Origin of the sequence: Mycobacterium paraterrae (genome assembly GCF_022430545.2) — a bacterium.
Lineage (GTDB): Bacteria > Actinomycetota > Actinomycetes > Mycobacteriales > Mycobacteriaceae > Mycobacterium > Mycobacterium paraterrae.
This window is the reverse complement of sequence record NZ_CP092488.2, coordinates 2,748,064-2,760,067: the sequence shown is the minus strand read 5'-3', so window position 1 is coordinate 2,760,067 and position 12,004 is coordinate 2,748,064. Positions and strand designations below refer to the sequence as shown.

The 12,004-nt window shown below is 65.1% G+C and carries 12 protein-coding genes; 5 read left to right on the top strand and 7 right to left on the bottom strand.

Features of this window, described 5'->3' with window-relative positions; all coding sequences use genetic code 11:
* Positions 1–8 precede the first annotated feature (8 nt).
* Positions 9–653 carry an LpqN/LpqT family lipoprotein gene (locus MKK62_RS13145; RefSeq protein ID WP_240260673.1) on the top strand — a complete coding sequence of 215 codons (645 nt, stop codon included), beginning with the start codon at positions 9–11 and terminating at the stop codon, positions 651–653.
* Here the strand turns inward: MKK62_RS13145 and MKK62_RS13140 are convergent.
* Complete coding sequence (locus tag MKK62_RS13140) at positions 650–2,020, bottom strand: cytochrome P450 (RefSeq protein ID WP_240260674.1); 1,371 nt, start codon at positions 2,018–2,020, stop codon at positions 650–652. The two genes, MKK62_RS13145 and MKK62_RS13140, sit on opposite strands and share 4 nt — an antisense overlap.
* A 98-nt stretch (positions 2,021–2,118) precedes the next feature.
* Here MKK62_RS13140 and MKK62_RS13135 point away from each other — a divergent pair, with 98 nt between their 5' ends.
* Positions 2,119–3,021, top strand: coding sequence for a crotonase/enoyl-CoA hydratase family protein (locus MKK62_RS13135; protein ID WP_240260675.1), 903 nt, complete (start codon positions 2,119–2,121; stop codon positions 3,019–3,021).
* Here the strand turns inward: MKK62_RS13135 and MKK62_RS13130 are convergent.
* The 6 genes from MKK62_RS13130 to MKK62_RS13105 all read right to left on the bottom strand — a co-directional run bounded on the left by MKK62_RS13130 (position 2,986) and on the right by MKK62_RS13105 (position 9,123).
* On the bottom strand, positions 2,986–3,480 hold the full coding sequence (locus tag MKK62_RS13130; RefSeq protein WP_240260676.1) for a DUF4383 domain-containing protein: 495 nt from the start codon (positions 3,478–3,480) through the stop codon (positions 2,986–2,988). The two genes, MKK62_RS13135 and MKK62_RS13130, sit on opposite strands and share 36 nt — an antisense overlap.
* A gap of 86 nt (positions 3,481–3,566) precedes the next feature.
* On the bottom strand, positions 3,567–4,757 hold the full coding sequence (locus MKK62_RS13125) for an MFS transporter (protein WP_240260677.1): 1,191 nt from the start codon (positions 4,755–4,757) through the stop codon (positions 3,567–3,569).
* On the bottom strand, positions 4,748–5,959 hold the full coding sequence (locus MKK62_RS13120) for an SAM-dependent methyltransferase (protein ID WP_240260678.1): 1,212 nt from the start codon (positions 5,957–5,959) through the stop codon (positions 4,748–4,750). Before MKK62_RS13120 ends, MKK62_RS13125 begins: the two co-directional genes overlap by 10 nt.
* Before the next feature lie 41 nt (positions 5,960–6,000).
* Entirely contained in the window at positions 6,001–6,534 is a 534-nt protein-coding gene (locus MKK62_RS13115; RefSeq protein WP_240264167.1) for a fasciclin domain-containing protein, read from the bottom strand.
* A gap of 123 nt (positions 6,535–6,657) precedes the next feature.
* Positions 6,658–8,358 carry a cytochrome c biogenesis protein DipZ gene (locus MKK62_RS13110; protein WP_240264168.1) on the bottom strand — a complete coding sequence of 567 codons (1,701 nt, stop codon included), beginning with the start codon at positions 8,356–8,358 and terminating at the stop codon, positions 6,658–6,660.
* Between the two features lie 102 nt (positions 8,359–8,460).
* A complete protein-coding gene (locus MKK62_RS13105; RefSeq protein WP_240260679.1) occupies positions 8,461–9,123 on the bottom strand; it encodes a fasciclin domain-containing protein in 663 nt (220 codons plus the stop codon).
* A gap of 224 nt (positions 9,124–9,347) precedes the next feature.
* On the opposite strand from MKK62_RS13105, the gene MKK62_RS13100 reads away from it, so the two are divergent.
* The 3 genes from MKK62_RS13100 to MKK62_RS13090 all read left to right on the top strand — a co-directional run bounded on the left by MKK62_RS13100 (position 9,348) and on the right by MKK62_RS13090 (position 11,976).
* On the top strand, positions 9,348–10,574 hold the full coding sequence (locus tag MKK62_RS13100) for a class I SAM-dependent methyltransferase (RefSeq protein WP_240264169.1): 1,227 nt from the start codon (positions 9,348–9,350) through the stop codon (positions 10,572–10,574).
* Between the two features lie 149 nt (positions 10,575–10,723).
* Positions 10,724–11,284, top strand: a complete 561-nt coding sequence (locus MKK62_RS13095; RefSeq protein ID WP_240264170.1) for a sigma-70 family RNA polymerase sigma factor — start codon at positions 10,724–10,726, stop codon at positions 11,282–11,284.
* Complete coding sequence (locus tag MKK62_RS13090) at positions 11,281–11,976, top strand: anti-sigma factor (RefSeq protein WP_240260680.1); 696 nt, start codon at positions 11,281–11,283, stop codon at positions 11,974–11,976. Before MKK62_RS13095 ends, MKK62_RS13090 begins: the two co-directional genes overlap by 4 nt.
* The last annotated feature ends 28 nt before the right edge of the window (positions 11,977–12,004 follow it).

Genomic DNA, 12,004 nt, shown 5'->3' with positions numbered 1-12,004 from the left:
GTAGGGCAATGCGCGTGCCGTACATGCTGGGAGTCGGGGCAGCCGCAGTGACGTTGCTGATGGTGCCCGGATGCTCGAAGGTGACCGCGGGCAGCGCGACCCGAGATCCTCAGGCACAGATCAGCAAATCGACTGACTGCGAGTCGGTTTCGGCACCCCTGACGTCCATCGACTCGCGCGCGACGGGCGAACCGCAGCTGAAGATTCCGCAACCGGCCGGCTGGGAGCGCGCGTCGACGCTGGACTCGGACATCATCCGATTCACGATGCGCAACAAGGATTTGACGGCAGACGACTTCATGCCCACCGCAGTCGTGACGCTGGAATCCATCCCGGGCGACGATGCCGACACCAGGTCGATCTTCGACCAGGAGCGTGCGGCCCTCGTCGATCGCCTGGGCGCCACCGGCCTTCAGGTCTCCGATACGACCCGTTGCGGGGACGAAGCGGAGCTCGTCGACTACGACGCGCCGAGCATGGGCCGGATTCCCGCGCGAAAGATCAAGACGCTCATGGTGGCCGGCCCATTCGACGGCACCACCTACGTAGCGACGGTCACCGTTCAGTCCACCGACCCAGACAACACCGTGTATGCGCGGGACACCGGGACCGTCCTGGCCGGATTCCAGATGCTGCCCCCTGAGCCGAATTAGCCGCTTTCCGTCACCGCCGCAGCGGCAACGTTTGGCAGCGGCTCGACCGCGAAATCGATCGTCAACTGGTTCAGCGTCATCGGCAGCGGCTCGCTCGGCGACAACGTCGGCCTCGATCGCATCCCCAGCCGAAGCGACGAAAGAAGATGCGCCATCGTGGTCGCGGCAAGGAATAGCACCAGGTTGCGTCCCGGACACTCAGCCGGGCCGGCGCTGAACGGAACCAGCGCCGGATGCTGCTGGGCCCGGCCATCCAACCAGATGTCCGGAGTGAACTGATGCGCGAAGGGCAGCAATTGCTCGTCGCGATGGAACGCCGGCACTGCCACCATCACCGCAGCGCCGGCAGAGATAGTGAATTGTCCGGCTTTGGAACGCCATTCGGTGTCCTCGATGGTGTCGCGCAGAATGGTCGGTGTCGTCGGCCACAACCGCACGGACTCGAGCATGCACGCGTGCAAGAATGTACGGGGCAGCACTTCGTCGGGGTCCGCGGCGTCCTTCAAGGCTCGGTCGAGTTGCTCGGGGTGCGTGCTCAGCAGGGCTAGTGCCCTGATCGACGCCATCCCGACCGCGTCGAAGGCGAACAACCAATGCGGCACCTGGCCCACCGGGTCTAGGGCGCCGCCTGCCGGGATTTGCGCCAATGCATGCAGCAGCGTCCCAGGTTGTGGCGTCTCGGCGTAGCGGTACAGGTGCTCGGTGAACCGCTCCCGCAAACCGCGGCGCGGTATGGCGAGAAATGACCAGTTACCGGCTTTTCGCAGTCGCATCAGCTGGTCGGTGATCGCCTCGTCGTCTGCCGCACTATCGCCGAGTGTCACCCGGCGCACTATTCGCCACCAGGCGGCCATGAAGTGGGTGGAGTCCAGGTGTCCGAGCCTGACGGCGACGAAGGACAGCCGGTCGGCCTCCTCGCGGATCACTGTCACGAAGTCGCCCGCCAATGAATGGATTTCGGACGCGGTTTCCAGCGCGGCCTCGTTGAGGGCGCGACGTTGTTCGCGGATGGGGCCTCGGCTGATCAGGACGCCGTGTGGCTGGAACCATTGGAGCGCCTTGCGCTTCTCGATGTTGGCGGGATGAAACGGGTTCGGCGAGTCTTCGAGGACCTGGCCGACCTCTTCGGGATCGGTGATCACGACATAGCGGCGGCCGGGAAGCCTCAATTCAACCGGGCCGCCGTCGAATTCAGCACGCAGCTTGTGCATGCGGGTCACCGCTCGTTTGTCGGCCTGGATGCGCTCCAGGGCTCGCACCACATTGCGGCGGCGAGCCAGTACTCCGGCCGCGATCGAGGCGAACCCGAGATCGGCGAGGGCGGCCAACGCTCGCAGCCCAGTGAGATGCGGGGTGTCAGTTGCCATGGGGCCGCCATACCCCCATCCCAGCGACCGCAAAACCTTTGTGGCCAGCGGTTCGCATTCCGTACTGGCAGGGACCTGCCGAGGCCTACGCTTCGCCCATGCCGACAACAGATTTCGAGACGTTGCTGTACTCCACGGCCGGGTCGGTCGCGACCATCACCCTGAACCGGCCCGACCAGCTCAACACGATCGTTCCGCCGATGCCTGACGAGATCGAGGCGGCCGTCGGGCGGGCCGAACGCGACCCCGCAGTCAAAGTGATCGTGCTACGCGGAGCCGGGCGGGCGTTCTCCGGAGGCTACGACTTCGGTGGCGGCTTCCAGCAGTGGGGTGACGCGATGAACACCGGCGGACGCTGGGATCCGGGCAAGGATTTCGCCATGGTCACCGCCCGCGAAACCGGTCCGACGCAAAAGTTCATGGCGATCTGGCGGGCCTCGAAGCCGGTGATCGCGCAGGTGCACGGGTGGTGCGTGGGCGGTGCGAGCGATTACGCGCTGTGCGCGGACATCGTGATCGCCAGTGAGGACGCCGTGATCGGCACCCCGTACAGCCGGATGTGGGGCGCTTACCTGACCGGAATGTGGCTCTATCGGCTGAGCCTGGCCAAGGTGAAATGGCATTCGCTGACCGGCCGTCCGCTGACCGGTGTGCAGGCCGCCGAGGTCGAACTCATCAACGAAGCGGTCCCGTTCGAGCGGCTGGAGGCCCGGGTTGCCGAGATAGCTGCTGAGTTATCACAGATCCCGTTGTCGCAGTTGCAGGCTCAGAAGTTGATCGTCAACCAGGCCTACGAGAACATGGGCCTGGCGTCGACCCAGACGCTGGGCGGCATCCTCGACGGTCTGATGCGCAACACCCCCGAGGCGCTCGGCTTCGTCGAAACGGCGGCCAGCAAAGGCGTTCGGGCCGCCGTCGAGGGCCGCGACGGGCCGTTCGGCGACTACAGCCAGGCGCCGCCGGAGCTACGTCCCGATCCGTCGCACATCATCACGCCGTGACGACGCCAGCGCCTGCGGACGGCCGAACAGCACGCCCAAAGCCAGCATCCCGGCGCCGAGCGCAAAATGCAGCCAGTTGTCGCCCGTGTTCACCGGCACGAAGTTGATCGGCTTGTTCTGGTTGATGACAAGACCGTAGATCCAAAGCACAACATAGATGGCACCGCCGATGATCAGAAACGCCCGCGCCGCCATCGCGTTTCGACTCAGGGCCAAGCCTGCGACGCCGAAAGCCAGATGCACGATGTTGTGCAGTATCGACACGTTGAACAACCCAAATAGTTCGGCACCCGAGTGCGGACCGGCGGCCGTCAACATGGCGTAATGCGTGGTGATGCCGGGGATGAAACCCAGAATTCCGACCAGCAGGAATACGACCCCAACCACCAACGCGGATATCTGAACGGGCGCCCAACGCAGTTGCGCTGCACGGGATTCGGCGTCGATGTTGTCGGTCATGATTTTTCGCCTGTCATCGAAGTGAAATCCCGCTCGCGACTTGGCGGAGACGCTTCCGAATACCCGCGGGGCCTCGCGCTAAACAGCTAAAGCAAAGCCGGAGCCGCTTCGCGACGTCGCGCGACAGTGGGAAGAAACGGCAGCGCCGCCAGCGGGAAGAGACCACATACCGCGAAGGCCGAGGGATAGCCGGCCGTGGTGATGAACGCCCCGAACACCGGTGGAGCGACCGCGACCACTAACCGCTCGACGGTGTTTTGGACGCCCAACGCTCGACCGCTCCAGAATCGCCCGGCGATCTCGGGGACACTGGTGAACGGCAAGCCGTTGTCGCCGGTGATCGCCAGGGCGATGACCATGGGGTACAGAGCGATTGGCGAGTGCTGCTGGTCGGCCAGCGCCAGCACGATCAAGACCGCCGTGGTGGCGACCGCGATCACGCGCAGCGGTCGCATGCGCGAGCCGATCCGGTCTGCCCAGCGTCCCGCTGCGGTCCGCGCGAGCGCACCAAGCAACTGCGAGAGGCCCATCAGGACGCCTGCCGACGCGATAGAGAAGCCGTGGCTGCGGGTTGCCCAGACCAGCATGAAGGTCAGCACCACCGGTTGCGGAAGCATCAGCAGCGCCGACCCGAGATGAATCCGCCACAGCGTGCCCGTGCGTCGATAGGGATTGGCCAGTTCCTGTTCGTTGGCATCGGCTCGCGCCGGACGCGGCGGATCATGCACGCCCACAAGAACAGCGACTGCCGAGATCACGCAGGCGGCGGCAGGGAACACCAGCGCCGTAGAGTATTCGCGCCAGGCGAGCTCGGGGAGCACGACCGCTCCGATCCCGATGCCCAGTGGCTGCGCGGTCTGGCGGATTCCCATCGCCAGTGCGCGTTGTTGCGGCGCAAACCATCCCGTCACCAGCCGGCCGCTCGCGGTGATCGCGCTGGCGGCGGCCATGCCGCCCAGGAACAGGAAGACCGCCATCATCGCCATCGACTGCGTCGCGGATGCGGCCAAGGCGGCGGCCGCCGTCAACGCGAGACCGGTCGTGAGTACGAAGCGCTCGCCGGTAACGTCCAGCAGGTAGCCCCAGCCGATCAAAGTAACCATGGTGCCGAAGTTGGGCATCGCCGCGAGCAAGCCCGCCGTCGCCAGACTGATACCGCGCTGCGCATTCATGGCGGGAATCAAAAACGCGATCGCATTGATGAAAACGTTGGCCGCCAGCGTCGCGATCAGCGAAATGGCCAGCATGGACCAGCGTTTGGTTGCTGTCACCGCCACGCGTCGCTGCCGATCATCGCGGGTGGTCGCCGCATCAAAATCTGGTCGACCCCCGCCCGGCCGTACGCGAAGGCCATTCGCCCGCCGGCCAGATAGAGACGCCAGGCGCGGACAGTCTCTTCGCCGACCAGTTGCACCGCGGTGTCCCAATGATTTTCGAGATTCGCGATCCAAGCATCGAGGGTCTGCACATAGTGCCGAACCATCGTGTCGACCGAAAGAGTGACCAAACCGGCGTCTTCCAGCAGTGCAATCGTTTCCCCGAGCGGACGCAGATGCAGGTCGGACGAGATAAACGCTTCGATGAAGGGACCACCGCCACGGTGACCGCCGCGTCGGGAGGTCTGCTGGATCAGCACCCGACCGTCGGGCCGGACACAGTCGTGCAAGATGCCGGCAAAAGTCGAATAGTCTTGCAGTGTAACGTGTTCGCCCATCTCGATCGCGGCCGCCGCGTCGAACAGCCCAGCAGTGAAGCCGCGGTAATCCTGAACCTGAATCTCAACCCGGTCGGCCAATCCCCGCGCTGCGAGCGCAGCGTCGATGTAGGCCTTCTGCGCGGCGCACGGCGTGATACCGACGACCTGTGCGTCGTAATGCGCGGCGGCGTGCAGACTCAGCGCACCCCAGCCGCAGCCGATGTCGAGTAGCCACATGTCGGATCGTCGATCCAAGCCGAGTTTCCGGCAGATGCGGTCCAACTTCTCGCGCTGCGCGTCACCGAGCGTCGCGTGGGATTGCGCCGAATCCCAGTATCCGCACGAGTAGGACATCGACGGATCCAGGACCAGCTGGTGGAAGGCGTGCGTCACGTCGTAGTAGTGCCTGACTTTCACCGGATCGTCACTGGTGGCCGGCAGCAGTTCGTCGAGAGCCCCGAGTCGCAAGGCGATCGCTCCGAGGCGTGCCAGCGCGGTCGCGGACGGTTTGTGCGGGCTCAAGCGCTCGTCGGCGATCCTCGACCAGACGCTGTCCAGCACGGTGACCAGATCCCCGTCGACATCGAGATCTCCAAACACGTAGGCCTGCGCTACACCCAGTTCTCCTGGATTGCAAAGCATTCGGCGCACGGCGGCTGCGCTGCGCAACCAGACGACGGGCGCACCCACGGGCCCGGCGACGCTGCCGTCCCAGGCGATCAGTCGTACTGGCAGCTCGCCATCGATGACCGGTTCGATGGCGGCCGCCAGTACGGGTGCCACGGCGGTCGTCGCCCGTGTCGAGGTGTCGTGGCCAAACCTCACTAGGCGGGCGGCAACAACACCGTGTCGATCATGTACACCGTCGCGTTGGCGGTGGGCACGCCACCACAGACCAGGCCCGCGTCGTTGACCCTGACTCCGTCGCCCATACCGGTCACATTCACCGGAGCACCTTGGACGGTGTTATGCGAGCCGTCCACCTGTGCGGGACTGAGCTGTCCCTTCACCACGTGGTAGGTCAGGATGCTCTTCAGCTTGTCCGAATTGGTCTTCAGGTCGTTGATGGTGTCGGCCGGCAGCTTGTTGAAAGCGGCGTCAGTCGGGGCGAAGACCGTGAACTGGCCGTTGTTCAAAGTGTCGACGAGGTTCACCTGCGGGTTGAGCTTGCCCGACAAAGCTGCGGTGAGCGTGGTCAGTTCGGGGTTGTTCGATGCCGCCACCGCCACGGGGTCCTGCGACATGCCGGATACCGATGCGGGTCCACTGGGGTGGGTTGCCGCGTAATTGGCGCAACCGGCCCCGACCAGGTTCGGCGCGGCCGTCGCGGGCGCACAGGTGGACACGGCGATACCCATCGCGGCGGCCACTGCCGGCACGACCTTGGTGTGAATGGTGCTCACGTTAAAGCTCCTCACGTGTTTTTTGCTGGACACAGGTTGTTCGGAGCTGGACGCAACGCGGACGGGCTGATACGTAAATCAGCCGTAGGTGAAGGAGAACACCTGCAGCCCTTTGCTGACGCCGATGTCGAGTGTCCCGCTTGCCACTTGGTCTCTGGTGGCGATCTCGTGTGAGGTAGGCGGCCCGCTGATCGGCACCGACGTCGTCTTCCCGTCCCGCGTCACCTCGAGGCCGCCGGTACCACCGACGACCATGTAAACGTGCTTGGCGTGGTAGTTGAGTTTGATGCGCGCCGCGTCACCGTCGGCGGTCGCGCCTTGGTAGTCCAGCGCCCAAGGCCCCTGCAACGCAAAGGTATCGGGCGGCAACGTCGGGGGGTAGGAAAACGTCGCCTGTCCTTGGTCGTACACACCGATGCCGGCGTAGTTCGACATTTTCCCGACGCCGAAGTACGTCTCGGGCGTCAGGCCCGCCGTGGGGGTGGTGTCGGGCGCATCCACCGAGGGTGGCAACGATACTCCGGGCCGCGCAGACGTGAGCAACTGCCGGATCAACTTCTCGGTGCCGTCATAATCGCCCTCGCCGAATTTGATATGCCGCACAACGCCATTCGCATCGATGACATATTCGGCCGGCCAATAACGGTTTCGGTAGTTGGTCCAGGTCGAGTAGCTGTTGTCCTGGGCGATGGGGTAGGTGATGCCGAGGTCGGCCGCGCCTTTCTTCACATTGTCGGTGACCTTCTCGAACGCGTACTCGGGGGTGTGCACGCCGATTACCTCGAAACCGCTGTCGCGATAGGCCTTGTACCAGCCCTCAACGTGCGGGATGGCGCGTTGGCAGTTGATGCAGGAGTAGGCCCAGAAGTCGATCAACACCACCTTGCCATGCAGCTCATGCAGATCGATCGGCTTGCCACCCGGAGTGTTCAGCCAAGACACGATGCCCTTGAGGTCGGGTGCCTGCCCGCAACTTTGCAGCTGTTCCGATGGCTTGGCGCAATTCGACAACTCCCTGTTCTGATCGTTGACGATGCCACCGAGCTGTTGCTGGACCTGCTTGTCGCGCGCCAGCTTGTCCTGCAGCGACGCGGTGTAGTCGGGCAGCGCCCGCTGCAGTGCGGCCGGAAGGTTGAACACCAACGCGACCGCCAGCAGAATCGTCACGATTCCCGCCGCTACCCGGATGGCGCGCTGATGCCGCCGAAAAGTGCCGACGCGGTGCGCGATTCGCTCACCTGCTACCGCAAAACAGAGCAGCGGTACCGCAGTGCCCACCGCAAATGCACATGTGAGCACGATGATGGGCAGGCCGATCTGCGCGGTAGCCCCGGCAACGACGATCGCCGCCAGTACTGGACCCGCGCAGGGAACATACAGCACGCCCAGCGCCAGTCCTAGACCGAAACCATTGGCGCGCTGCATGATCCGCTTTTGCGGAATACGGGAGAACGGCTTTTCCAGCAATTCTTCGACACGCGGAAAGATCAGGCCAAGGCCAATTGCCACCAATGCGACCAACGCCACCCACCGAATGGCATCCTGTGGGAGATGCAACAACGACAGCAATGCCGAACCGAGCAGCGTTACCAAGCTGAAGCTCAGCACCAGCCCCGCGATGACCCGATACGGCCGCGACACATCACGTTTGGTGTCGACGACCATGTCTTCGGCGTTGGTGGTTCCGGAGAAGAAGACCACCGGTAGCACCGGAAGGATGCACGGCGAGATACCGGTGATGAGGCCCCCCAGGAGGCCGATCAATGCGAGCGACACCACAATCATTATTCGCGACGAGGGTGTGCTCGGATTGGTACGGGCCCTCGACGTGAGATAGGGCAGCCCGGATACCGGGCTGCCCTATCGCGCGACGCCTGACCGCTACTGGCTGGGCGGCACCAGCACAGTGTCGATCATGTACACCGTCGCGTTGGCGGTGTGCACCCCTCCGCACACCAAGCCGGCGTCGTTGACCTTGAGTCCGTTGCCTTGGCCGGTCACGTTCAGCTCGGCGCCCTGCAGCGTCTTGTGCGTGCCGTCGACCTTGGCTGGGCTCGACTGGCCTTGCACCACATGGAAAGTCAGGATGCTCTTCAACTTGTCGGCGTTGGTCTTGAGCTCGTCGATGGTGCTCGCCGGCAGTTTCGCGAACGCATCATTGGTCGGCGCGAACACCGTGTACTGGCCGTTGTTCAGTGTGTCGACCAGGTTGACCTGCGGGTTCAACTTGCCCGACAGCGCCTCGGTCAGCGTCGACAACATCGGGTTGTTCGACGCGGCCGTTGCAACCGGATCCTGAGCCATTCCGGCCACCGAGGCCGGCCCGCTCGGGTGCAGCGCAGCGTAATCCGAGCAACCGGGTCCGATCAGGTCGCTCGACGGGGCCGCCGCCGGCCCGGTCATGGCCGGCGCCGCAGAGCTGCTTGCCGGCTGTGCGGTGCTCTGTTGCGCCGAGTCCGACTTGTTGCTCGAACACGCCGACATGCCCACCGCCGCGAGCGCCGCCAGGCTCATCGCGAGCGTCTTACTGTGGCCGATTTTCATTCGCGTAACTCCTTTGTCAGGGGCCTAACGCAAAGCATTCGGAGCACTCACCCTCAGGGACGGGTGGTGTTTCCCGCCGTCATCCACGACGCCGTCCGCTCCGAATGCCTGACGTGCAACAGCCATGCCACCTGTCCGTGGTCGACGACACCGCAGAGATCGCGTTCGCAGGACCCGCTTTCCACCACCACAGCCTCGGCCGGCCGCCCAGTGCCGACTCGGCGATGTGGCCGGAAGTCTTCACGGTGCCGTCCGGTGCGCTCGCAACCGCTTCGGCGGTCGTCGCCGATCGGTTGCTGCGCCGCGCGGTCGCTCCCCTGCCGATCCGGCTCGAGTACCCCGACGGAACTGTGATCGGGGCGGGCGGCGCCGCGGCACCAGTCCTGACGGTGGACGAGCCGGACCGGTTGGCCCGCAGACTCGGACGGCATGGCCTGATCGGCTTCGGCGAGTCCTACATGGCTGGCGAGTGGGAATCCCGAGATCTCGTCGGGGTGCTCACCGCGCTGGCGCCCGCACTCAACGAGATGGTTCCCAGCGAGCTGTGCTGGCTCGACCTCAATGCCTTTCGGCCGCAATCGCATTCGTCACATAACGGCCGAGAACAGATGTTGCGGAATATCGCGGCACATTTCGACGACCTGTCCAGCGATTTGTTCATCGAGTTCCTCGACGAGACGATGACCTATTCGAGCGCGCTGTTCGACCGGTTGCCTGCGTCATGGGACGACCTCGCCGCGGCGCAGCGCCGCAAGATCGACCGACTGCTCGACGCGGCCCACGTGGGACCTGGAACCCGGCTCCTGGAGCTCGGCAGCGGATGGGGCGAGTTGTGCATTCGTGCGGCCGTACGCGGCGCCGTAGTCCACTCCGTCAGCCCGTCCGAGCGCCAGGTTTGGCTGGCTCGTCAGCGGGTCCTCGCGGCAGGTCAATCGGACCGGGTGCGTTTAGTGGCGGCCGACTATCACGACGTCGACGGATGCTACGACGCCGTGATTTCGGTGGAGATGATCGAGGCCGTGGGGCATCGCGCGTGGCCGGAGTTCCTGCGCACCGCCGGACGGCTCGTCAAACCCGGCGGCAACGTAGTGATCCAGGCGATCGCGTGCCCCCACGAGCAGATGCTCGCCACCCGAGACCGGCTGACCTGGCTGCAGAAGTACATCTTTCCCGGCGGCGCGATTCCATCGAGCAAGGCGATTCTCGACGTCGTCGAGCAGGAAAGCGACTTGCGGCCGATCCACACGCTGTCGCTGCGCGGACACTACGCGGAAACCCTTCGGTTGTGGCGGGAACGGTTCCTTCAGCGTCGGAAGACATTGGCGCACGTTGGTTTTGACGAGGTATTCGCCCGGATGTGGGAGCTGTACCTGGCCGACCGCGAAGCCGGGTTCCGCTCCGGCAACCTCAATGTCTACCAGTGGACCTTCGTCAACCTCGCCGCCCCATGAGCACCGACTTGGCCACCATGTCGAGGGCGCCGGCAGTCGCACTGCTGGCGCGGTCCGAGGCGGCCGCTGACATCGAATTTCATCCCGGAAGCATCCGGATCGGCCCGAAAATGACGACCGCAGTTCTGGAGCCGTTAGGCTACCGAGCGATGACCCAACCGAGGGACGGCGCCGACCTGGACTCGTTGCTGCGCCAGGTGGCACGCCGCGACGCCGACGCGTTCGCCGGGTTCTACGACCAAACCAGGTCGCGAGTGTACGGCCTGATCACCCGTGTGCTGCGAGATTCGGGCTACAGCGAGGAGACCACCCAGGAGGTCTACCTGGAGGTGTGGCGGACCGCGGGCGCCTACGACCCGTCGAAGGGTTCCGCGCTGTCGTGGCTGATGACCATGGCCCACCGCCGCGCCGTCGACCGGGTGCGCGCCGAACAATCGGCCGGCCAGCGAGAGTCGCGCTACGGCGCGGCAACCGTCGAGCGACCCGGTGATCTGGTCGCCGACTCGGCGATCGCCGCCGACGAACGCCGTCGCGTGACGGCATGCCTGGACTCGTTGACCGACGTGCAGCGCCAGTGCATCGAGATGGCGTACTACGGCGGGTTGACCTACGCCGAAGTCTCGCAGCGGTTGTCGGCGAACCTGTCGACGATCAAGTCGCGGATGCGTGACGCGTTGCGCGGACTGCGCGGCTGCTTGGGGGTGTCATGACCGGACCCGCCGACTTCGGCCTGCTGGAACTTGCCACGCCGTATGCATTGAACGCCATTTCCGACGACGAACGCGCCTCCATCGATCGGCAACTCGCCGCCGCACCGTCGGCGGTGGTGAACGCCTTCAACGACGAGGTCCGCGCGGTGCGTGAGGCGCTGGCCGTCGTGTCGGCCGCGACGGCCACCGAACCACCCGATCGCCTGCGCGCGGCGGTGTTGGCCCGCGTTCAGCGCGACTCGGCGCGGCCGTCTAGGTGGCGCACTGCTCTGTTGGCGGCGGCCGCCGCGATCGTGGTGGCGCTTGCCGCGTTCGGCGCGGGTATCGCGCTGCGCCCCCACCAAACTCCGACCATGGCCGAGCAGATCATGGCCGCGCCCGACGTGCGAACGGCGTCCACGCCGATCGCCGGTGGAACGGCAACGGTGGTGTTCTCACGTGAGCGCAATGGCGCTGTGCTGCTGATGAACAACGTGCCGCCGCCGACGCAGGGCACCGTCTACCAGATGTGGTTGGTCGGCGACAAGGGTCCGCAGTCGGCAGGCACGATGGACGCCGCCGCCGTGCTGCCGTCGACGACCCACACCTTCGGCAGCCTGCAGAACTCCAGCATGCTGGCGTTCACCGTCGAACCCGGCGACGGGTCGCCGCAGCCGACCGGAAAGATTTTCGCGAAACTGCCGCTGACGTAACGGCGTACGCCACCGAGGGGGGACTTGG